General features: G+C 60.7%; 9 protein-coding genes and 4 pseudogenes. 5 read left to right on the top strand and 8 right to left on the bottom strand.

All coding sequences use genetic code 11. The features are described 5' to 3' along the window. Positions 1 to 23 precede the first annotated feature (23 nt). Together NKG99_RS19030 and NKG99_RS19025 are read right to left on the bottom strand one after the other, a co-directional pair. Complete coding sequence (locus NKG99_RS19030) at positions 24 to 1,004, bottom strand: transketolase family protein (protein ID WP_023747620.1); 981 nt, start codon at positions 1,002 to 1,004, stop codon at positions 24 to 26. Further along, on the bottom strand, positions 1,001 to 1,882 hold the full coding sequence (locus tag NKG99_RS19025; RefSeq protein ID WP_023768618.1) for a transketolase: 882 nt from the start codon (positions 1,880 to 1,882) through the stop codon (positions 1,001 to 1,003). The genes NKG99_RS19030 and NKG99_RS19025 overlap by 4 nt, the downstream gene beginning before the upstream one ends. 98 nt (positions 1,883 to 1,980) lie before the next feature. Here NKG99_RS19025 and NKG99_RS19020 point away from each other — a divergent pair, with 98 nt between their 5' ends. After that, on the top strand, positions 1,981 to 3,360 hold the full coding sequence (locus NKG99_RS19020; RefSeq protein ID WP_352793957.1) for an aminotransferase: 1,380 nt from the start codon (positions 1,981 to 1,983) through the stop codon (positions 3,358 to 3,360). Between the two features lie 122 nt (positions 3,361 to 3,482). Continuing rightward, positions 3,483 to 4,976: an NAD-dependent succinate-semialdehyde dehydrogenase gene (locus tag NKG99_RS19015; protein ID WP_352870215.1), complete on the top strand. Its 1,494-nt coding sequence runs from the start codon at positions 3,483 to 3,485 to the stop codon at positions 4,974 to 4,976. Positions 4,977 to 5,053: 77 nt separating this feature from the next. Here the strand turns inward: NKG99_RS19015 and NKG99_RS19010 are convergent, their stop codons facing one another. Together NKG99_RS19010 and NKG99_RS19005 are read right to left on the bottom strand one after the other, a co-directional pair. Beyond that, a complete protein-coding gene (locus NKG99_RS19010; protein ID WP_023737287.1) occupies positions 5,054 to 5,473 on the bottom strand; it encodes a Fic family protein in 420 nt (139 codons plus the stop codon). A gap of 23 nt (positions 5,474 to 5,496) precedes the next feature. Then, positions 5,497 to 6,195, bottom strand: coding sequence for a Fic family protein (locus NKG99_RS19005; protein ID WP_352793953.1), 699 nt, complete (start codon positions 6,193 to 6,195; stop codon positions 5,497 to 5,499). A gap of 1,047 nt (positions 6,196 to 7,242) precedes the next feature. Between NKG99_RS19005 and NKG99_RS19000 the strand changes: the two are divergent. Continuing rightward, positions 7,243 to 7,985, top strand: a pseudogene (locus NKG99_RS19000) (oxygen-independent coproporphyrinogen III oxidase); the annotation flags it as partial. Positions 7,986 to 8,799: 814 nt separating this feature from the next. Here the strand turns inward: NKG99_RS19000 and NKG99_RS18995 are convergent. The 3 genes and pseudogenes from NKG99_RS18995 to NKG99_RS18985 all read right to left on the bottom strand — a co-directional run. Beyond that, entirely contained in the window at positions 8,800 to 11,334 is a 2,535-nt protein-coding gene (locus NKG99_RS18995; protein WP_352793951.1) for a two-component system VirA-like sensor kinase, read from the bottom strand. Positions 11,335 to 11,975: 641 nt separating this feature from the next. Beyond that, positions 11,976 to 12,353 (bottom strand): annotated as a pseudogene (locus NKG99_RS18990) (type IV secretory system conjugative DNA transfer family protein); the annotation flags it as partial. Positions 12,354 to 12,620: 267 nt separating this feature from the next. Next, positions 12,621 to 12,979, bottom strand: a pseudogene (locus NKG99_RS18985) (DDE-type integrase/transposase/recombinase); the annotation flags it as partial. 507 nt (positions 12,980 to 13,486) lie between these two features. Between NKG99_RS18985 and NKG99_RS35970 the strand changes: the two are divergent. Both NKG99_RS35970 and NKG99_RS18975 read left to right on the top strand, forming a co-directional pair. Next, a pseudogene (locus NKG99_RS35970) lies at positions 13,487 to 14,021 on the top strand (aldehyde dehydrogenase family protein); the annotation flags it as partial. 283 nt (positions 14,022 to 14,304) lie between these two features. Next, on the top strand, positions 14,305 to 23,145 hold the full coding sequence (locus NKG99_RS18975; RefSeq protein WP_352870214.1) for a Ulp1 family isopeptidase: 8,841 nt from the start codon (positions 14,305 to 14,307) through the stop codon (positions 23,143 to 23,145). 152 nt (positions 23,146 to 23,297) lie between these two features. On the opposite strand, the gene NKG99_RS18970 is transcribed toward NKG99_RS18975, so the two are convergent. After that, on the bottom strand, positions 23,298 to 23,437 hold a 140-nt coding region (locus NKG99_RS18970; RefSeq protein ID WP_352546282.1), incomplete at its 5' end, for a winged helix-turn-helix domain-containing protein.

Raw genomic sequence — 23,437 nt, 5'->3', positions numbered from 1 at the left:
GTGCATGGCTATGGTCCGCCGGCTCAGCCGAGGGCTTCAAGAACGGTGGCCTCGATTCCCGCCGCGTCCAGCCGGTAGTGCTTGTAGAGATGCGTTGGCGGCGCAATCAGGCTGTATTCGTCGCGGATGCCATGGCGTATCAACCGTGCCGGGCTGCCCGCCTCCGCCAGGATTTCCGCCACGGCGCCGCCCAGACCGCCCAGGATATTGTGTTCCTCGATGGTTAGAATGAAGCGGGAGTGAGCCGCGGCCGAGAGCACTGCCTTCGTATCCATTGGCTTCACCGTATGCATGTCGATCAGTCCGACGGATTTGCCCGCCGCGCGCAGCGCGCGGTAAGCCTCCCTTGAGGGATGGACCATCGAGCCACAGGCGATGATGGTCAGGTCCGATCCTTCGCCGTGAACGATCGCCTTGCCGAACTGGAAGTCGACGCCGTCGTCTTCATAGACCAGCGGTTCCTGGCCGCGGCCAATGCGGAAGTAGATTGGCTGGGCATGATTGACAGACGCCTTGACGGCGGCCGCCAGTTGCGGGCCGTCAGCCGGCGCGACGACCGTGAGGTCGGCGATGCTTCGCATGATGGCAAGATCTTCCGTCGCATGGTGGGAGGTGCCGTAGAAGCCGAGTGAAATACCGGCATGATGACCGATCAGCCGCACCGGCAGAGCCGAATAGGCGACGTCGGTTCTGATCTGTTCGCAGCACAGCAGCGCCAGGAAAGAAGCGAATGTAGCGACGAACGGCATGGCGCCTGTGCTGGCCATGCCGGCAGCAGCCGAAACCATGTTCTGCTCGGAAATGCCAAATTGCGTGAAGCGTTCGGGAAAGCGTTGCGCGAACCGCACCAGCCCGTTGGAATATTGAAGGTCGGCCGTACCGGCCACGACCGGATAACCGTCTTCGACCAGATCAATGAGCGCGTTGGCCAGATAACTCAGGCCAGGCGCACGCGCGTTGATCTGGCGGTACTGCCAGGAGTTGGTATCGATCGGGCCGTTCATTGTGTTTTGCCTCCACGCTTGATCTCTTCGGCGGCCAAGGCCTCGTCCGATGGCGCGAGATAGCCCAGATGCCAGCCGGGTTCGGTTTCCATGTAACCAACGCCCTTGCCTTTGGAGGTCTTGGCAATGATGCAGACGGGCCGGGTGCGGTCTGCCTCGGCCTTCAACTGTCGCAGCAGCGTCGCGAGAGCGACGACGTCGTGCCCATCGACCTCGTGCACCTGCCAGCCGAACGCCGCCCATTTGTCGGCCAACGGTTCGATGCCGATGATGTCGTCGACCTGCCCGTCGAGCTGGTATCCGTTGCGGTCGACGATGGCGATCAGATTGCCGGCCTTATGGTGGGCGGCGGAGAGCGCCGCTTCCCAGACCTGGCCCTCCTGCATCTCGCCGTCACCGAGCAGGACATAGACATCGAAGCGCCGGTTGGCCGCACGGCCGCCAAGCACCATGCCGAGGCCGCCGGACAGGGCATGGCCGATCGAGCCGGAGCTGAAATCGACGCCGGGCACCTTGCGCATGTCGGGATGATCGCCAAGCGGATTGCCGAGCCGGGTGTAGCCATCGAGGACGTCCTTGGAGAAGAAGCCCCAGTCGACCAGCAGCGGGTAAAGGCCGACCGCGGCATGTCCCTTGCCCATCAGGAAGCGGTCGCGATCCGGCCATTGCGGCTCGCCGCGCCTCAGCCGCATCGCATCGTAGTAGAGCGTGGCGAATATTTCCGCGCAGGAGAACACCGACGAATAGTGGCCCACCTTGGCGATCTGGATGAGGCGCAGCGTCTCGAGCCGGACGAACTCTGCCCTGTCGCGCAACAGGGCGATCCGCTCCGCGTCGGGTGGCAGGGTGTTGTTTGAAGGAGTGGGTGCGTTGGCCATTGGACGTCACTCTCAGGATCATTTTTTCTCGACAACTTATAAGTTATAAGATATTCCTCGCCGAAGCAACCGCCTATCTGGTCGCAAGGAGAATTTTGATGAACAACGAATCGCGCGTGCTGGACATGGCCAGGCACTTTCATTCCCAAACGGATCCACGCCTGCATGAGGATCATGGTCCGTTGACGATCGTGGCCGGCGAAGGCGCGACCGTCACGGATGACGCGGGCAACCGCTATATCGAGGGCATGGGCGGACTCTGGTGTGCCTCGCTCGGCTTCAGCGACAGCCGGCTGGCCGCCGCTGCTGACCGCCAGATGCGCAAGCTCGCCGTCTATCACACCTTCAATCACCGCTCGAATGAGCCCACCGTCGAACTCGTTGAACAGCTTACCGCGTTGGCGCCGTTCGACCACGCGCGCGTCTTTCTGGTCGGCTCCGGTTCGGAAGCCAATGACACGATGGTCAAGCTCGCCTGGTATTACCAGGCCGCGCGGGGACGTCCGGAGAAACGCAAGATCATCAGCAGGTTTGGCGCCTTCCACGGCAGTACGATCATGGGCGCGGCGCTGAGTGGGCTGCCGCACATGCACAAGTCCTTCAACCTGCCGCCGCTTCCCGTCATATTCGCCGCGCGGCCGTTCCACTATCTCGACGGTCTGCCGGGCGAGGCGGAGCATGACTACGCCACGCGCCTGGCCCAGGAACTCGAGGCCCTGATCCTGGCGGAGGGGCCAGAGACGATTGCCGCGATGATCGCAGAGCCAGTCATGGGCGCCGGCGGCGTGCTGGTACCGCCGGAGAATTATTTTCCAAAGGTTCAGGCGGTGCTGCGCAAATACGACATTCTGATGCTGGCCGACGAGGTGGTCTGCGGTTTCGGACGCACCGGAAATTGGTTCGGCAGCCAGACTTTTGGCATGGAACCGGACATGCTGTCGGTCGCCAAGGGGCTTTCATCCGGTCATCTGCCCATTGGCGGCGTCATTATCTCCGACAAGGTCTACCAGTGCGTCGCCGACGAGGCCCACAAGGTCGGCGTGTTCGGCCACGGTTTCACCTATTCCGGCCATCCGGTGACAGCCGCCGTCGCCGCCGAGGCGATCAGGATCTACCGCGAGATCGATCTCGTGAGCCAGGCGCGCCGTCTCGGCGATTATCTGCATGCAGCGCTCGCGGACGCGCTCAACGACCATACACTGGTCGGCGAGGTCCGCGGCCGCGGTTTTATAGCGGGGATCCAGATCGTCGAGGATCGCGCCACCCGTCGCGCCTTTGCGCCGGAGCTGCGAATTGGCACCGATGTCGAGCGGCGGTGCCGCGAGCACGGAGTCATGATCCGCAACATGGGCGACGTGCTGGCAATCTGCCCGCCCTACGTCATCGCCCCTAAAGAGATCGATTACATGGTTGATGGCATTCGCGCGGCTCTTGATGAGACCGCGGCGGCCCATGCGCGGACTGACCAGTCGGCATGAACCCGCCCGGCGTGCGGCGAGACGTCGCTGGAGGGGCCGGCCGCGCGAAAGGCGCTTGGGCAAGCGCGAGCCGCAGCCAGCATACAGGATCCTGATTGTCTTATCCGAACGGAGGCCAGACCATGCTTCAGAAAACCAGCCATTTCATGCGCCAGGCCAATCTCATCAACGGCGAATGGGTGCAGGCCGACAGCGGCCAGACGGTCGACGTCAACAACCCGGCCACCGGTCTCAAGATCGGCACCGTGCCGAAGTCGGGCAAAGCCGAGACCCGCCGCGCCATCGAAGCCGCCGCGGAAGCTTTCAAGACCTGGCGCAAGACGACCGCGCTCGAGCGCTCGAAGCTGCTGCGCAAGCTGCACGACGCGATGATGGACAATCAGGACGTGCTGGCCGAACTGCTGACCATCGAGCAGGGCAAGTCGCTGTTCGAATCGAAGGGCGAGATTGGCTCTGCCGCGGCCTACATATTGTGGTTCGCCGAGGAAGGCCGCCGCACCTATGGCGACGTGGTGCCGTCGCCGTGGGCGGATCGCCGTATCCTGGTGACCAAGGAACCGGTCGGCGTCATCGCCGCCATCACGCCGTGGAATTTCCCGTCCTCGATGCTGGCCCGCAAGCTCGGCCCGGCGCTCGCCGCCGGCTGCACCGCAGTGGTCAAGCCGGCCTCGCAGACGCCATATTCGGGCCTCGCCTGGGGTGCGCTCGCAGAGGAGGTCGGCTTCCCCAAGGGCGTCGTCAACATCCTGACCGGTTCGGCAAGCGAGATCGGCGACGAGATCTGCGCCAATCCGCTGGTGTCGAAGATCACCTTCACCGGATCGACGGAAGTCGGCAAGCTTCTCATCCAGAAGTCGTCGGTCACCGTCAAGAAAGTGTCGATGGAACTCGGTGGCAACGCGCCGTTCATTGTCTTCGATGACACCGACCTCGAGCGTGCGGTCGCCGGTGCGATCACCGCCAAGTATCGCAATTCCGGCCAGACCTGCGTCTGCACCAACCGCTTCCTTGTCCAGGCTGGTGTCTATGACAAGTTCGTCGAGAAGCTCGCTGCCGCCAGCAATGGGCTGAAGGTCGGCTCCGGCCTCGAGGACGGCGTGCAGCAGGGGCCGCTGATCGACGAGAAGGCGGTCGAGAAGGTCGAAGAACTGATCGCCGACGCCACATCCAAGGGCGGCAAGATCGTTGCCGGCGGCAAGCGCCATGCGCTCGGCGGCTCGTTCTTCCAGCCGACCGTCATCGCCAACGCGACACCCAATATGCGCTTCATGAAGGAAGAGATCTTTGGGCCGGTCGCCCCGGTGTTCAAGTTCGAGACCGAAGAGGAAGCGATAGCGCTCGCCAACGACACCGAATTCGGCCTCGCCTGCTATTTCTACACCGGCGATCTCGGCCGCGCCTTCCGCGTCATGGAAGGGCTGAAATACGGCATGGTCGGCGTCAATGAAGGCCTCATCACCACGCCGGAGGCACCCTTCGGCGGCGTCAAGGAATCCGGCCTCGGCAAGGAAGGCGGACATCAGGGCATCGAGGATTACCTCGACACCAAATATGTCTGCATCGGCGGCCTCGGCTCTAGTGGGCCGGCTTTTCCCGCGTCTCAGAACGCGGAATGACGAACCCGCGGGTGATCCGGTGAAAATCTTTCCGGTTCCGAGGAGAAGTGACCTAAGATCGTGAGCGCCCTATGCTCTTACGTTTCCGGAAAAAGCTTCGGAAACAGCGCGTCCAGAGCGTCCGCCGGAAAGCGTAGGGACACTGGGCCCTTTGGCGTTTCCGACGCCAATAGTCCGAGCGCGATTACGTCATTGAACACTCGACGCGCCGTACGTTCGGGTAGTCCGCTAATACGGGATGCCTCGCCGCGGTCAAACTCACCGCGCGTGAGCGCTTCCTCCACGAGGCGGCCGGCTTCGGGCTTCAGACCACTGCGCTCCACATGCCGATACAGCCGCTTGGCCAACGTGTCGAGATCGAACAGTCCGGTCATGAAGCTCACCTGATCGATACACGCCTGCAGGAACCATAAGGTAAAATCGCCGAGTGCGCGTTCGGAGAGGTTGCCACGTCCGTCGAGATCACCCTGGCGGGGCATATCGGCATGATCCATCATGCTCTTGTAATCCGTTCGGCTTTTCACGCCACGTGCCAAGCCTCGTGAGATCGACCACAGCCCGTGCGCGGCGACCCCGGCCTGAGGGCCATGGCGTGGCTCATCAATCGGCTGACGCGTCCGTTGCCGTCCGGAAACGGGTGAATGTAGTTGAAGCGGTGATGCGCGGCAGGAATGGTCAGGATGCGTCCGGCCTTGCCCAGCTTATCGAAGCGATAACGCATGGCAAAGTATTGCATGAAATCGTTGACGCGATCGCTCGAAGGCGGTTCATGCCGGCCGATGGCGACGTCATGCTCTGGCTTCGATCGCCACTCACCTGGCGCCATGACGAACTCACGGCCGGAACCCTTGATGGTCAGCATGGGCGATTCCGCATCGCGGTAGAATTCCGCATGCAGCCATCGAAGAAAACCTACCGATGCCGGTTCCGGCAACTGCCCATCGGCAGCCAGGCGGTCGATCTCGGCTTGCACGCGAACGTGCGCGGCCGCCTCGAGCTGCAGATTGCGGCGGTTCTCGTCTCGATCGAAATTCCGACCAGCGCCCGTTCGATGTCGCGCGGGCGCGTATCGTGGCCTTCGATCAGGTTGCTGTAGTAGGTGTTCATGTTGCGCACGAGATGGGGCGAGGTTGGCTGCGGTACGCGAGTGCAGGCTTTTGCCCAAAACAGCCGACGTCGCCAGGCTTGGACACAAATCGATGCTGCCGATGATGATCATGGCCGATGTTCGGCAGGCCTATCGTACTGACAACTACGCACAAACCGTAATTGGGGGAGCCATCTGGCCGATGCTTTGGCCGATCTATGACGATCGGCCGGACTCAGACAGGTTCGAGGTGGAAAACAGGCAGCTTTAAACATGGTTCTGCCTCGGCCAGCGCAAGATTCGCCTGGAGCTTCGCTTATGCTGTGTGAGCTTGTTCTCTCGCGCCCGAATTCCCCATGGATGGCCCAAAAGCAGGCGATCCATTTGTCATTTTTAAGTGCGTCGGACTGCCAGTTGATCGCGTTCTGACCCGACTGGGAGTTCAAGTTTGACCTGAAACTGACCGGGTGCTGGATGGCAGGCTTCATCCCCACCGGTCTGATATGAAACAACGTCCGGCCCCGAGGCTAGGCTGCAATCTCGGATGGCTTGTATGCGCCGTTTTTTTAGAGCGTGTTGCGGGCTTGGTCTGCTCAACCTCGGAGCTCTACGCTTCACGGCGTTAGGATGAGCGTTCGAGGCGCAGGATTACTGCCGACACTGCTCTTCTTGTTCGCATTGGGCAGTTCCCGTTGGAAGCTTCCATCTTGCCGACTGCTGAGTTTGGAGTCGCCGTAGCTGTGAAATCGAAAAGAAGCCCATAGGCAACGTTTGCCGCGACGCTACTGAGAGCTGGTCACCGGGAGAGCCGAAGGTAGAACGAAGTTGTCTCGTTGAGCTTGTATGTGGCGCCAGCATAGAAGGCCCAGTTCCCACCCCAAGGCTTATACAAACCGCCACCGTTAGCGCCGATCGCGTTCATGGCCTCGTCCTTTTGGCAGAGATCACCACGGTCGCTAGCTGGCGAGCAAAGTCCGTCCCAGCGCTGCATTATCTCGTCGGATCCGGCAAGCTGGCAGAATTTCCCAGGCGGAGCTGACGGGGAGGGATGGTGGGAATAAAACGGTGCGCGTGAGGTCTCGGCGGGAACAGCCAAGACATCTAAGCGGAACGGACTGGCATAACGCAAAGACACAGGCGAGCTCAGCGGCAAGGTGGTTTGTTATCACCATGGGACGCCTGCCGCGTCAAACGGTGGTGTCGTGGGTCGAGACGGCGAGGGCAGCGGTCGCCATGCGCCCCGACCGGCTTGCCTTGTTCGGCTACTCGCATATCCCATCCCAAATAAAGAACCAGCGCCTCCCATCGAGGCGGAATTTCTTCCCGACAGCGCTGCCCGCGCTGAACAGTATGCGGCTGTCGCCGTGAGGCTGATTGCCGCCGGCTACCGACAGATCGGGCTCGACCATTTCGCCTTTCCGGACGACGAGCTCGCGCTGGCACAGGAAACAGGTCGCCTGCGACGTAACTCGTTGGGCTACTCGGCTGACACCTGCAGAACCCTGATCGGTTTCGGCGCGTCGGCTATCGGCCGCACCGGCCAGGGATACGTTCAAAACGAAGTTACACGGGATTCCTACATCCAGCACATCGCAGCTGGCCGACTGGCTACATCGAAGGGCCATCGCCTCACAGACGACGACCGCGTGCGAGCCGCAATTATCGAGCGATTAATGTGCGATTTCGAGGCTGACGTGCCGGCAATCTGTGTCGCCCACGGATCTGATCCGATCCGTCTTCGCGGTTCAGATGAGCGTTTGGCGATGCTGGCCAAGGACGGAATAGTGGACTTCGAAAACGGTTTTGTCCGCGTACGGCGGGAGCATCGCTTTGGGATTCGCGCTGTCGCTGCCGCATTCGATGCTTTTAGGGATGGCGTTACGTATCCCGCAGGTGAGGGCAAGCAGACACACGGAAGCTAACACAGGGGGTATCTTTTGCCGGAGAGAACGAGCTGCCATCGTGCGGTGCCCGGTTAGTAGTGAAGCGCCGTAAAATGTCGACATAGGCGTTGGTGAACTGGACCGAACGACGAGAACAGCCTATCCAGTGTGTTGTCGGCAGTTAGTTCGAAAGTCCTGCTACACCCGATCCGATGCCTCTCAACGCCGAGGCCGCACCTCCGTGCCGAAGCCGGCCTTCCCAATGGTGGGTCGAGCCGTCGCTTACCCCGTGCTTGCCTCACAGATCCGCGACCGAGAACCCAGCCTCATGCTCCCGCCCTGCCGGGGCCTAGGTCAATCTAGCATGAAAGGAACACGTCGGAACCTGGGATATCGCTTGCCCGGCCGGGCGGCGATAGCCTTGTCGGGGCAGCGAGGAGCCGTAGCCGATGATGAACGCACAGGAGAAGTCTGGCGTGAATGGGGCGATGATTGTCAAGCTTTGCTCTCGAGTCATTTCGTCAACCATCTTGCGTGACCGATTGGCGACCATCTCCTCGTCCCGACCTTATATTACCCGTTGCCTGTCGCCGCCAGCGCGCAGTGACTTGTCAAGGATGGAGGCCCGCAGACCCCATCGCGCGGCGACTTGTCCTTGACGGTCACGAGCACGGCGGCAGGTTTGCCGTGGTCGGGGAGCCCTTCCTTGGGCGGAGCCGACGACGGTGTTCGAGGGGAACTCGCCATGAGCCGGGTGCGCAGAGATCGTCCGACGCTCTTGTATTTGCTGGATCCCAGCCGGCTCCGCCTCCGACTGCCTCGGTAGCTCGGTATCCTGAGCGCGTCGGCGGCATCATGCCATTATCATCCTACGAATTGCATGCTCCATCGTCCTGGACGAGACCGGTTTGGCTAGCCAAAGGACGAAGGTCTGATTACCAGATGTGATCGGCATGGGGTCGCTTCCACCAACGACGATGATGGGCACCGTCATCAGGGTGGTACGTAGAGCTTCGGGCTGTCCTGGCCCGAGGAAAGTCGCTTTATCGAAAATTAGGAGGTCGGCTGCCTTCCCGCTCTCGATCCAGTCGCAAAGACTCTCGAAGGTCGCGAAGCCGACCGGCTTATAACCCAGCGCGGCGATCTTATCCTTGTAGATCTCCAACGCTGCTGGATCGGGGTCAACGACTGCAATGATTTCTCCGTTGCCAAGTGATCCATCGCATGGGCCGAAAGCGCTATCAGCTCTGACCTGCTCCTCAGCGCAGGCCGGTAAGTAGAGATCGAAGCGTGTACCTCGGCCAACAGCCGAGGTGACGTCAAGGCATCCTGCGAGCGCGCTCACATGGCGGTCCACTGCAGCAAGACCCAGTCCGGTCCCGCCGACGCGAGAGCGCGTGGTAAAAAAGGGCTCAAAGATATGCGGAAGCACCGAACTTGCGATTCCTTGGCCATCGTCGCTGATGGAGAGGAGAACGTAATCTCCCGGTTTCAAGGTGCCCTTAGCCACGGGCTTCGTTTGACAGACGTGAGCGCGAGAAACGCTAATCTCGACACGGCCCTCATTCAAGAGAGCCTCCGACGCGTTCTTGCATAGATTCATAAGGATCTGCTGTATCTCGGTCGGGCTGCCCTCGATCACCGTTTGCCACTCGTTGATCTTGAAGTTCAACTGAACATCCGCACGAAGTGTAACCCGCAGCAATGGCGCGAGATCCATTACACTCTCCGAGACGTCGAAAGGCATCGTCACGCGCTTCCGATTTCGGCTTAGTGACAAAATTTGATCAATAATCAGTTTGGCTCGGTTGCTGGCCAAGATAATTTGGCCGATGTGGCCCCGAATTCTCGAGGGGCGACGCACAAGACCTTTAGCCATCTCTGCGTAGCCGACTATTGCTCCTAGAACATTATTGAATTCATGTGTAACGCCGCTTGCGATTGTGCCGACAGCCGTCAGCCTTTCCGCATGCTCCCATCGACTCTCAAAAAGGTTACGTTCCGTGTGTACACGTTGCATTTCAAGATGGTTGCCTAAACGCACAGTAGCGCTCGCCAGAACCAGGAGGTCGTCTGTGGAGGGTGGTGAGCGATCTCCTTCAAAAACAAGGATACAAACCGCAGCCTGCTGATCGGAGGCCCGGCAACCAACAATTTGACAAACACCGGTAGTGCCTACGGCAGTCCGAACCACTTCCGACGCCGGAACGACGCGAAACACTGGCTGTTCCGGGTGTACAAGTGAGACGACTTCATGGATTAGCGTGGCGTTGCAGACGCGCATGCGCTTGTTCGCGACAAAGTACTCGGTATTCCTGCTGATACTCGGATCCACCAGAGCAAGCGCGCATTGATCCGCATCGAAAACGCATTGAATGAGTCTAAGCGCCGCTTCGGTGGAGAAGCGCCGCGAAGCCTTCGTTGCTTGACTGTCGATGAAACAAGCTTCGATCTCACTCATCGCCGCTTCAAGCTCTAACCGCCTTTCCAACCGGTTCGTCCGCACATGCAGCGTGGAGGCTCGAATGGTCGCAAACAAGCAGAGGCATATGGACACCAAGCCAAAGAAAAGCCGTGTACGCTGCGCTTGCGCGCTGGCGAAGCTGTAGGCTTTCAGATGTTCTCGCTCCAATTCGGCAGCCTTGGCGAACGTGTCGAAGGATGGGATCCGATTGACAGCGCGGTCCAACCTCAACATTGAGGACAGGATAGCGCGGCCCTCGCGGGCAACATCCTCCGTGACTTGGTCCTGGCTAGGAGGAAGTCGGCGGAGAGACTGATCGATTTGTAATGCGAGGCTGAATCCCGGTCTGGCCGAAAATTGAAGGATCAGATTGGAAAATTCAGGCCTGTTCGACACTCCCCCCCAAAGGCGATTAGCCGAGCGAGCAAAGCGTACGAGAGAGCTTTGCAGAAGCTCATTTTGCGCGGCCGAGTTCGAGATGGCAGCTTCTGTGTTTTCGAGGGACTTTTTGAGCTGTGCAACCAACCTGGAGTGCACCCCGGAGCTCTCATTGGGCGAAATCTCAACAAGGCGTTGGTAGTTTTGAAGGTTCCTTTTTAATGCTTGCCCGGTAGAAGCAACGGAACGGAAGTCCAATACCATGTCGGCGCGGGCGACGTCTCGCTGGAGCAATGCGTAGTTGATCTGAATCGTCCGCAGTTCGCTTAGGACCGCCTCGTTGATCTGGGGGTCTTGCCACTGTATCGCGACCAAGAGCGCAACCGAGGCCACGAGGGCCATTACAGAAGCTTTGTCGGTACTGAGCCATTTTTCCCAAACGAACGGCGTTTGAGCCGCGGTGCGTGCCTTGCGAAGGTCCGAGTTGAATTCTAGCTCCCCATCGCGTCGGTGTGCGGCCGGATGCTGCTGGAACAGGAAAGCCAAGTGTACCTCTCCCCTCAAACAGGCGGTGTAGACACCGTTGCACTCTGCCCCCATGGCCCGCTGACCTTCCATTGATTCGCGGGCGTTTCGACCTCGACGGCGAGGCGGCAGCACAAGGCGGGCAACTGATCGCAGTTTTCGGAACTGGTCTTCCGAGAGATCATCGAAGGGGCATACAAGCGCACGCCTGCAGCAGCCGAGGATGATACCGGCCGGTCAAACGCAACTGGCGAGGGCCGGATCTGCTGTTGGCTGGCAGCTAACACTGGCGGGGCGGCGGCCTCAACTACGGCGTGCCTAGAGCCGGCTGCTGCGAAAGCGTCCGACACGCTTCCCTTGGGGTCATCCCGTCCAGCGGGCATTCTTGGATCGCTGAAAAAAGACGAGGCGGCTTGATGATCCTGCCCTCGCTGAAGCACCTCGCGAAACCCCTTTTCCAGTCGCAGAAGCTCCTCTGGACCGGTAGGCGGCTCGTCAGCTCGACCATCGAACAGCGGCCGGAGCGCCTCGGACACGTGCTGCTCAAAGCCCACTCGCCGGGCCTGGACCGCTTGCCCGTCTTCCAAGCCGGCGTCCTGCACCTGCGACAAAGCTGTTACACGGGATGGATTACTATTTCGCGGGTTCATACTAGCCTCACATCAAACTGTATCGTCAAAGTCCTGCGCCAATTCACACAGCGGGTCATCGAGTTGAGATTCTGCGGAGAGCGCCTCCTCTGCTCCCGTCAAGGGCGCCGGCTCCGGGAGGGCGCCTGTCTGGCTTTCAAAGATGCGTTTCAGAATGCGATCCGAAAAATATCGCACCTTCCTCAATTTTAATGGTGGCAGACCTTTGATGAGAACAATCTCGTAGTCGTCATCGAGCAGCCGAACCTGTTCGGGACGCAATAGCGGTGCACCTTGATGTGAATTCTGAATGTTCCAATCGAACGTTCGCGCCTGGCTGTAGGAAATCGATTGGGCTTGAAATGTGAATCCACCGATAGCTTTGGAAATGTAGTTCGGAGTCTCGTCATCTACCTCGATGTTCCTAGAAGCGCGCCGGCAGCCCGGGCGGGGGGCTTGGGGTTAGACTGCCAGCGCACGCCACTCATAAAGAGCGGCCTCTTTTCGCGGTTCGGACACCCATAGTCAACCCGGCAACGTCTGGATGCCCGCTGTGCTTTTTGCAGAGCGGCGATGCCGGGCATATCGGCCGATCCTGTCTAGGATGGTGTGGCCACTCTCGTCGGCCGAGTTGATGCTCCAGCCAGTATCGCCTTGCCGACCAGCATGAGTTCGCCGTTAGCAATCCATTGTTGCGGGCGTTCCAGTCACGGCCTTCCATTCGGCGATGGCTTGCAAGCGATGAACATGTATAGCGAGAGCAGAACGTTTGGGGCGGGGGACGAAGAGGTTGCGGAGGGCTGACAAGGTCGAGACGAAGCGTTGCAGGCCTCCCGGCGATCGGACCCCTGCATCATCCGCTCCCGTTTTCGCGGCGGCACATGGGAATTCTCCGCTCTGTTGTTCAACCCCTTGTGCGACCGGTGCTCGACGTCCGGCATCATCTGTCGCTTTGCCGCTCCATACGAGCGAAGCTAGTCGGTGATCATGCGCTTCGGCGCGAGCCCCTGCTTCTTCCACAGCCGCGTCAGCAAGCGCAACCTCTCGCAGGGTGCGCTCTCAGAGTTCGTTCCTGCGCAGCGGCCTTGTTATCTCGATACTGGATAAGCGTCTACGAACCTACGCGCCGCATAACGAGCTTTGTTGCGCTGGTCGGTTGCGAAGGGTGGCTCTATGCATCGCAGTGGCGGACGCGAAATCCTCACCATCCTTCTGCATCGCGCTATTTGGCTTGCCGAACACCCAATTTCGCCGGCACGCTGCCGCTGAATACGATGATCATCTCGCATTCTTGCTATGGAGACTGTCGTCCTTCCTGGGCACGCGGCTGACGGCGACGAAAGCGGGTTTATTCATGCAACACCCCTTTTTGGCAGGCAAGCTGGTGGACTTCGGGATGTCGGGGGCGAATATAGCGAAGACTCCCGCCGCTCGCTGATGCATTCTGGACGCAACCGCATCGAGCCGATGTGTTCGAGACGCTTCGCGGCTGCAGTCGCCGAACGATGGCGTGGTTATGCGACCTGTTCGGCATGGCTACCCCCGTCCAGTCAGGCGTTCACGAAGGTGTTTGTCGAGAGTTCGTGGAGAAAGTCCGCCACTTATCGTTGGCGAGGGCTTTGCTCCGGAGTGGCGATCGGTGCGCTGATCGACAGGCAGGCTCTGGCCAAAATCGAATCCCATGCCGTCGCGAAAGGCCGCAGAATCGATGCGGGGGCAAACGCATCGCGCGAATGGCACGTCAAACTATCGGTCCGGTCTCCAGCGAGATGACCATCGCGCAAGAAAGAGACATTCGGGCGGCTGGCGCCTGTGATTGCTTCGACGATGCGGATAGGTCGTGCATGAGGCCAACGACACGATCTACGGCCTTCCCCCACATTTGTGCCTCAAACGGAAGCGTGTTTGGCGTGTCGCCGAGGCCTTGGAATATGGCATAGTGGTATGAACACGGGACGCATGTCGTCGGAAGCCGCGCCTTTCGGCCGAGTGAAGCAGTCCGGCATCGGGCGGGAGGGTTCCCGCCATTGCCTCGAGGACTACCTCGAAATGAAATACCTCTGCACGGGCGGCATCTGAAGCATGGGCTTGCAGGGCTCGCAGACCGGTAAACCAGCGAGCCATCTCCAAATATGTGAATTGTGGATTGCTCCTCGACGGGAGCTGAGGGGCGGCTCCGCAAGCCTTACGACGCTCTTTGCGAGCCGTAGCTGCCGAGCTGGCAAAAGGCCGGGCTACGTCGCGCCAGCGCAATCGGCGCGCAGAAAATTAGGCCTACCCGCTCCGGGACCGCGGACCTCGTCAGCTTCTCGTAAGTATGCCCGAGTAGGTTGCTCAGCTGATCTGTGGACGTGAGGCTAACGTGAACCGGCACAAATTTGACCTATCCAATGTAACAGGTTGGCGGCAGGTGCAGCCCCCGGCATCTCAAGAGCAAGCGGCACAGGCCGGGCAAGAGGGCTTTGAGCAGCGCTCGGGCGAGGCGCGCCAAGCCGCTGCCCAAATTCCCGCCCCCGGCGTTCCGGCTCTGCCAGACCCGTTCCATCCTCATCCGTCTCACGGAGACCTGAGCCTCATCGAAGGCGCGGCCCCATGGGAAGCGCAGCCCATGATGCAAGGGAGCGGACAAGAACACGCCGCGGCGCCGTACGCCGGAGGCAGTGGGTCGATGCTAGGTGCCTCGGTGCTGCAGCCGGGTCACTCAACGGCGCGCCATCATCATGCGCCGGATTCGTCAGTGGGTGATCTGAATCCTTCCGCACCGTTCGAGTTGCGTGACCATGCTCGTTCCCCCGTGCCGGCGGCGGTGCAGCCAGATCCTCCAGTAGTGGTCTCCGACGGTCGCGGCTGCAAGCGTCCTCTTTATTCCAACGATGCGACCGTTGTCGAAGGGCTGAGGTCACTCTACGCGGGTAAGGCCAAGGAGGAAACGGTCAAGCGCCATGTAAATTCTCTTTACGGCTTTGGTCGTTGGCTCTTTAAAAATAACAAGCCGGGATTTGCTGCTCGGCTTCACGAGGAGTCGCTGGATGAAGATCTCAAGGAGTACGAGAGCAGTGGTGGCTCCTCGACTGTGGCTGTGGCACTGCGTCGTCTCAGAGAGTCGGCGGGCGGAGTGCCAATGGTGGGCCGCGCTGTCCTGAATCCCGACCCTGCCGACGCCGTGCTCATCAAAGAGTACAAAGCGGCTCTCATCAAAGAGTACAAGGGAGCGCCTGCGACCGGGCCGAATCGCCAAACCATTCACGACTATGGAGCTACTCTTAGACGTTTCAGTGAATACCTGGTTGAAAACAACAAGCCGGGGATTGCGGCTCGGCTTCACGAGGAGTCGCTGGATGAAGATGCCAAGCGCTATAAGGCCTCCAGTGGTGACCGGAGGATCATTGCACTAGCTCAACTCCGGAAGTTCCTGCCGTCCGCCGCACTCGGGCGCGAAATTGCCCTTGCTGCTCGTCCGGAAGACGCACTCGGCATGGAGGCTCGTGCCATTGGGGACGCCGCTGCGCAGCACAGCGGGCCGCAGAAGGCATTGGGTCGGCCAGAGAAGCTCCCTGGGGAAGCTAATGAAGACGCCGCTGTTCTGCCATCGTCTTTCGTACCAACTGGGCACCATCACCAAGCCTCGGATCCCGCAGAGTCCTTTCGTCCCCTGATCTGGCGCGACGGCGACCAGCGCGCGCCGGACGAGCGGATCGCTGCACAGGACAGGAGCAACCTGCTACCAAGCGAGGAGGTGCCACTGAGGCCACCGGAATTCGCTCCTCCCAGCTTGCGGGCGGGGAATTCCGCCTCGCCAGAGCTCTTTCCTGAGGGGATGTCCCCCGCGGTCGAAGGGTTTTTTGGTGTTTTCGGCGACCCCAGCGGGCGGGTGCTCGGCGCATTGCAATTGCTAGGCGACGAACATATCCACAGGGATTACCAGCTCCTGGAGCAGGAGTTGCAGGGGAACAATCCAGAACTCGCCGCCCGGACGCGGTTCGTGGATCCCCTCGTAGCCAATTATCATCTGCGCTTGGGCTCCGAGAGCGACAAGCTAAGCGCATTCCAGCGCATCGTCCATAATCAGAACGGTAACGACACAGCCGACTTCCTGTTCGTGCCAGTGAGCGATGGCGGTAAGACTCTTGCGGAGCGCGGCAAACATTGGTCGCTGCTGTTCGTTGATCGCAGCGACCGGGAACGGCCGGTTGCCTATCATTATGACTCCGTCAGCGGATGGCATGACAAGCTTGCAAAACACCTCGCAGAAAGGCTGGGCGCCAGCCTGGAGACCCGCGTGGACTTACCCCGCATCGCCCAGCAGAGCAACGAGTGGGATTGCGGAGTCTACGTGGTGGACGGCACGCGGGCGCTGGTTGGGCGATTGCAAAGATGGCAGCCAGACCTGCCAGACCTGAACCTCAACAACCTCGTCGTCAATCGGCAGGCACTACAAACCCGACTCATGGGTGACGATACATCTGGAACGGCAAATTATCTCACGAACTTTGAACTCATGGACCGACAGGCGCGAGACGCGGTTAAGGAAAGCCCCGTTGGGACGTTTCACCAGCGGATCAAGCGGCTCGGCCAGTCAGCGCGAGCGTTGCACGACAGAGCCCTGGCTCCAGTCGCGCCGGACCAAGGCAACCCAGACTCGGTGTTCGTACGGGACGTTGTTCCCGGGGAAACACGCCATCATCATGCGCCGGATTCGTCAGTGGTTGATCTGAATCCCCCCGCACCGTTCGAGTTGCGTGACCATGCTCGTTCTATGCCGGCGGCGGTGCAGCCAGATCCTCCAGTAGTGGTCTCCGGTCGCGACAAGCGTCCTCTTTATTCCAACGATGCGACCGTTGTCGAAGGGCTGCGGTCAGCACTCTATGCCGGTAAGGTCGGGGAGCGCACGGTCACGGACCATGTAAATTCTCTTCTCGGCTTTGGTCGTTGGCTCTTTGATAATAACAAGCCGGGATTTGCTACTCGGCTTGACGATCCGTTGCTGGATCAGGATCTCAAGGAGTACCAGCGCGAGAGTGGCTCCTCGAACGTGGCTAGAGCACTGGGTCGTCTCAAAGAGTCGGCGGGCGGAGCGCCAATGGTGGGCCGCGCTGCCCTGAATCCCGACCCTGCCGACGCCGTGCTCATCAAAGAGTACAAAGCGGCTCTCATCAAAGAGTACAAGGGAGCGCCTGCGACCGGGCCGAATCCCAAAACCACTCAGGACTATGCGGCTACTCTTAGACGTTTCAGTCAATACCTGCATGAAAACAACAGGCCCGGGATTGCGGCTCGGCTTTACGAGGGGTCGCTGGATGAAGATGCCAGGCGTTATTTGGACTCCAGTGGTAACCGGTGGATCAGTGCACTAGCTCATCTCCGGAAGTTCCCGCCGTACGCCGCACTCGGGCGCGAAATTGCCCTTGCTGCTCGTCCGGAAGACGCAGTCGGCATGGAGGCTCGTGCCATTGGGGACGCCGCTGCGCAGCACAGCGGGCCGCAGAAGGCATTGGGTCGGCCAGAGAAGCCCCCTGGGAAAGCTAAGCAGCTGAGCGAGATCGGCAATTCAGGCGCTCGCGTGCTGATGCAGGCCCCCACCCATCAAGTGGGTGCATTGGCATGGGAGGCGCAGCCCATGATGCTGGGGGACGAGCACCTGGCACCGCATACCGGAGGCAGTGGGTCGATGCTGGGTGCCTCGGTGCTGCAGCCGGGTCACTCAACGGCGCGCGATTCGTCAGTGGTTGATCTGAATCCCCCCGCACCGTTCGAGTTGCGTGACCATGCTCGTTCTGTGCCGGCGGCGCCTGCCGGGCCAGCGTTCGCCAGGGCTGAGGAGACGCCCTCCGCGGTTGGCGAGGCCGCGGAGGCCGCAAGGTGGGCTCGGTTGCAAAAGCAAATGGACGAACCAGTGCATGATCCCGGCCCTCAAGTGGATACATCGCCATGGGAGGCGCAACTCATGGTGCAAGGGAGCGGACAAGAACACGCCGCGGCGCCCTACGCCGGAGGCAGTGGGTCGATGCTGGGGGCCTCGGTGCTGCAGCCGGATCACTCAACGGCGCGCCATCATCATGCGCCGGATTCGTCAGTGGTTGATCTGAATCCCCCCTCACCGTCCGAGTTGCGTGACCCTGCTCGTTCTGTGCCGCCGGCGCCTGCCGGGCCAGCGTTCGCCAGGGCTGAGGAGACGTCCTCCGCGGTTGGCGAGGCCGCGGTGGCCGAAAGGTGGGCTCGGTTGCAAAAGCAGAAGGTCGACGCTGATTTGTCGGGATATTTCGACTCGATTCCGCACGCGGACCTTCTACGATCGCCATGGGAGGCGCAACTCATGACGCAAGGGAGCGGACAAGAACACGCCGCGGCGCCCTACGCCGGAGGCAGTGGGTCGATGCTGGGTGCCTCGGTGCTGCAGCCGGGTCACTCAACGGCGCGCGATTCGTCAGTGGTTGATCTGAATCCCCCCGCACCGTTCGAGTTGCGTGACCATGCTCGTTCTGTGCCGGCGGCGCCTGCCGGGCCAGCGTTCGCCAGGGCTGAGGAGACGCCCTCCGCGGTTGGCGAGGCCGCGGTGGCCGAAAGGTGGGCTCGGTTGCAAAAGCAAATGGACGAACCAGTGCATGATCCCGGCCCTCAAGTGGATACATCGCCATGGGAGGCGCAACTCATGGTGCAAGGGAGCGGACAAGAACACGCCGCGGCGCCCTACGCCGGAGACAGTGGGTCGAGGCTAGGTGCCTCGGTGCTGCAGCCGGGTCACTCAACGGCGCGCCATCATGATGCGCCGGATTCGTCAGTGGTTGATCTGAATCCCCCCGCACCGTCCGAGTTGCGTGACCCTGCTCGTTCTGTGCCGCCGGCGGTGCAGCCAGATCCTCCAATAGGGGTCTCCGGTCGCGACAAGGGTCCTCTCTATTCCAACGATGCGACCATTGTCGAAGGGCTGAGGTCAGCATTGGAGAGCACGGTCAAGCGCCATGTAAATTCTCTTCTCGGCTTTGGTCGTTGGCTCTTTGATAATAACAGGCCGGGATTTGCTGCTCGGCTTCACGAGGAGTCGCTGGATCCGGATCTCAAGGAGTACGAGAGCAAGAGTGGCTCCTCGGACGTGGCTAGAGCAGTGGGTCATCTCAAGACGTGGGCGGGCGGAGCGCCAGTGCTGGACCGCGCCGCTGTCCTGAATAATCCCGACCCTGCCGACGCCGCGCTCATCAGAGATTACACAGCGGCTCCCATCAAAGAGTACAAGGCAGCGCCGACCGGGCCGAATCCCGCTACCATTCAGACCTATGGATCTGCTCCTAGACGTTTCAGTGAATACCTGGTTGAAAACAAAAAGCCGGGGATTGCGGCTCGGCTTCACGAGGGGTCGCTGGATGAAGATGCCAAGCGCTATAACAACTCCGGTGGGATCAGTGCACTAGCTCATCTCCGGAAGTCCGAACTCGGGCGCGAGCTCCCTGGGAAAGCTAATGAAGACGACGCTGTTCTGCCATTGCCTTTCGTGCCAACTGGGCCCCATCACCAAGCCTCGGATCCCGCAGGGTCCTTTCGTCCCCTGATCTGGCGCGACGGCGACCAGCGCGCGCCGGACGAGCGGATCGCAGCACAGGACAGGAGCAACCAGCTACCAAGCGAGGAGGTCCTCATCAACCGTGAGCATGATACAGCGGAGTTGAGACCAGCGAAGAGGCAAAGGACCCCGAACAGTCGTCTGCAGGACGTTGCCACTGAGCCGCAGCTGAGCGAGATCGGCAATTCAGGCGCTCGCGTGCTGATGCAGGCCCCCACCCATCAAGTGGGTGCATTGCCATGGGAAGCGCAGCCCATGATGCAAGGGAGCGGACAAGAACACGCCGCGGCGCCGTACGCCGGAGGCAGTGGGTCGATGCTGGGTGCCTCGGTGCTGCAGCCGGGTCACTCAACGGCGCGCCATCATCATGCGCCGGATTCGTCAGTGGTTGATCTGAATCCCCCCGCACCGTCCGAGTTGCGTGACCATGCTCGTTCTGTGCCGGCGGCGGTGCAGCCAGATCCTCCAATAGGGGTCTCCGGTCGCGACAAGGGTCCCCTCTATTCCAACGATGCGACCGTTGTCGAAGGGCTGAGGTCAGCTTACGCGGGTAAGGTCAAGGAGAGCACGGTCAAGCGCCATGTAAATTCTCTTCTCGGCTTTGGTCGTTGGCTCTTTGACAATAACAGGCCGGGATTTGCTGCTCGGCTTGACGAATCGTCGCTGGATCAGGATCGCAAGGAGTACGAGAGCAGGGGTGGCCCCTCGGAGTACGAGAGCAGGGGTGGCCCCTCGATCGTGGCTAGAGCACTGGGTCGTCTCAAGACGTTGGCGGGCGGAGCGCCAGTGGTCGACCGCCCTGTCCGGAATCCCTACCCTGCCGACGCCGCGCTCATCAGAGATTACACAGCGGCTCTCATCAAAGAGTACAAAGAAGCGCCTGCGACCGGGCCGAATCGCGGTACCATTCAGGTCTATGGATCTACTCTTATACGTTTCAGTGAATACCTGCATGAAAACAAAAAGCCGGGGATTGCGGATCGGCTTCACGAGGGGTCGCTGGATGAAGATGCCAAGCGCTATGTGAACTCCGGTGGTAACCGGAGGATCAGTGCACTAGCTCATCTCCGGAAGTTCGCACCCGGGCGCGAAATTGCCCTTGCTGCTCGTCCGGAAGACGCAGTCGGCATGGAGGCTCGTGCCATTGGGGACGCCGCTGCGCAGCGCAGCGGGCCGCAGGAGGCATTGGGTCGGCCAGAGAGGCCCCCTGGGAAAGCTAAAGACGGGCGGGTGCTCGGCGCATTGGAATGGCTAGGCGACGAACATATCCAGAGGGATTACCAACTCCTGGAGCAGGAGTTGCAGGGGAACAATCCAGATCTCGCCGCCCGGACGCGGTTCGTGGATCCCCTCGTAGCCAATTATCATCTGCGCTTGGGCTCCGAGAGCGTCATGCTAAGCGCATTCCAGCGCATCGTCCATCAGAACGGTAACGACACAGCCGACTTCCTGTTCGTGCCAGTGAGCGATGGCGGTAAGACTCTTGCGGAGCGCGGCACCCATTGGTCGCTGCTGTTCGTTGATCGCAGCGACCGGGAACGGCCGGTTGCCTATCATTATGACTCCTACAACGGATGCAATGACACGCTTGCAAAAGAGCTCGCAGAAAATCTGGGCGCCAGCCTGGAGACCCGCGTGGGCGTATCCCGCATCGCCCAGCAGAGCAACGTGGTGGATTGCGGAGTCTACGTGGTGGACGGCACGCGGGCGCTGGTTGGGCGATTGCAATCGCAGCCAGATAACCTGAACCTCAACAACCTCGTCGTCAATCGGCAGGCACTACAAACCCGCCTCAGGGGTGACAATACATTCGGAACGGCAAATAATCTTACGAACTTTGAACTCATGGACCGACAGGCCCGAGACGCGGTTAAGGAAAGCCCCGTTGGGACGTTTCACCAGCAGATCAAGCGGCTCGGCCAGTCAGCGCCAGACGTTGCTCCCGGGGACCCATTTAAATTTCAAAGTCTTGAGAGCAAGGGGGACGCCGCTGCGCAGCGCAGCGGGCCGCAGGAGGAATACAGTTGGCCAGAGTATCTCCCCCCTGGGAAAGCTAATGAAGACGACGCTGTTCTGGCATCGTCTTTCGTGCCAACTGGGCCCCATCACCAAGCCTCGGATCCCGCAGGGTCCTTTCGTCCCCTGAGCTGGCGCGACGGCGACCAGCGCGCGCCGGACGAGCGGATCGCTGCACAGGACAGGAGCAACCAGCTACCAAGCGAGGAGGTCCTCATCAACCGTGAGCATGATACAGCGGAGTTGAGACCAGCGAAGAGGCAAAGGACCCCGAACAGTCGTCTGCAGGACGTTGCCACTGAGCCGCAGCTGAGCGAGATCGGCAATTCAGGCGCTCGCGTGCTGATGCAGGCCCCCACCCATCAAGTGGGTGCATTGCCATGGGAAGCGCAGCCCATGATGCAAGGGAGCGGACAAGAACACGCCGCGGCGCCGTACGCCGGAGGCAGTGGGTCGATGCTGGGTGCCTCGGTGCTGCAGCCGGGTCACTCAACGGCGCGCCATCATCATGCGCCGGATTCGTCAGTGGTTGATCTGAATCCCCCCGCACCGTCCGAGTTGCGTGACCATGCTCGTTCTGTGCCGGCGGCGGTGCAGCCAGATCGCCCAAAAGTGGTCTCCGGTCCCGACAAGGGTCCTCTTTATTCCAACGATGCGACCCTTGTCGAAGGGCTGAGGTCAGCACTCTATGCCGGTAAGGTCGGGGAGATCACGGTCAAGCGCCATGTAGATATTCTTTTCGGCTTTGGTCATTGGCTCGTTGAAAATAACAAGCCGGGGATTGCGGATCGGCTTCACGAGGAGTCGCTGGATCGGGATCGCAAGGAGTACGAGATCTGGGGTGGCGGCCCCTCGGCCGTGGCTGGGTCACTGGGTCGTCTCAAGACGTGGGCGGGCGGAGCGCCAGTGGTGGGCCGCCCGGCCCTGAATCCCCACCCTGCCGACGCCGTGCTCATCAGAGAGTACACAGCGGCTCTCATCAAAGCGTACGAGGCAGCGCCGACCGGGCCGAAACCCCGTACCGTTGAGGTCTATGGGTCTGCTCTTAGACGTTTCAGTCAATGCCTGGTTGAAAACAAAAAGCCGGGGATTGCGGATCGGCTTCACGAGCGGTCGCTGGATGAAGATGCCAAGCGCTATATGAAAACCGCTGAAATCAGTGCACTAACTCATGTCCGGAAGTTCGCACTCGGGCGCGAAATTGCCCTTGCTGCTCGTCCGGAAGACGCAGTCGGCATGGAGGCTCGTGCCATTGGGGACGCCGCTGCGCAGACCGCGGCACAAGCTCATGGCCACGCAGGAGAGCAGGGACCCATCTCTCGAGCTCAACAAGTCGCGCCAGCGCCGTTTGAACGGCACTTGGGCAAGAAGCGCGAGGCCCAGGACGGACTGACGAGTACACTTGACAGGAGCAACCTCGTGAACAGCGGGGGCGTCATCATAAACAATGAACATTCCACAGCGCTGTTGAGACCGGCGAAGAGGCAGAGGACTGATAATCCGCAAAGCCGCGCCATGGGGCGGCAACTGAGCGAAGCAACCACGACGTCCATCAGCCAAGCCTCCGATCAAGCCCGAGCGGACCTAGTGGCTTCCTTCAGAAGCAGGGAGCGCTCCGACGCGGGGCGTTGAGCTCCATGGCTGGGGTCAAGCAGAACAGCTCTCTTGACGACAGAGGCGCTGATGCGATCTCCGGACCGGTAGCTCTCGCCGTAATTGATCAGGCTGGTACTGTTGGAAGGCTTGATCAGCCTCGTCACCCCAATCTCCAGCATAGCTCACTGTCACGCGGCCAACGTGCCTCCGTAGCTAACATCTACGTCAGCGTTGAAGAAGTAGCCTGCGCCACGGGATGTTTTGACCAGGCGAGGGTTGGCCGCATCAGCCTCCAGCTTTCGGCGCAAGCGCATGATTAGGACATCGA

It is taken from the genome of Mesorhizobium sp. M1409, assembly GCF_040317535.1.
In the GTDB taxonomy this organism is placed as follows: Bacteria; Pseudomonadota; Alphaproteobacteria; order Rhizobiales; family Rhizobiaceae; genus Mesorhizobium.
Note: the sequence above shows the minus strand (reverse complement) of the source record. Positions and strands in the feature narration are given on the sequence as shown.

What these genes read in the sequence shown, in the direction of transcription:
- NKG99_RS19030 (WP_023747620.1), bottom strand. Translation starts at nt 1,004, where the DNA reads ATGAACGGCCCGATCGATACCAACTCCTGGCAGTACCGCCAGATCAAC.
- NKG99_RS19025 (WP_023768618.1), bottom strand. Translation starts at nt 1,882, where the DNA reads ATGGCCAACGCACCCACTCCTTCAAACAACACCCTGCCACCCGACGCG.
- NKG99_RS19020 (WP_352793957.1), top strand. Translation starts at nt 1,981, where the DNA reads ATGAACAACGAATCGCGCGTGCTGGACATGGCCAGGCACTTTCATTCC.
- NKG99_RS19015 (WP_352870215.1), top strand. Translation starts at nt 3,483, where the DNA reads ATGCTTCAGAAAACCAGCCATTTCATGCGCCAGGCCAATCTCATCAAC.
- NKG99_RS19010 (WP_023737287.1), bottom strand. Translation starts at nt 5,473, where the DNA reads ATGATGGATCATGCCGATATGCCCCGCCAGGGTGATCTCGACGGACGT.
- NKG99_RS19005 (WP_352793953.1), bottom strand. Translation starts at nt 6,195, where the DNA reads ATGATCATCATCGGCAGCATCGATTTGTGTCCAAGCCTGGCGACGTCG.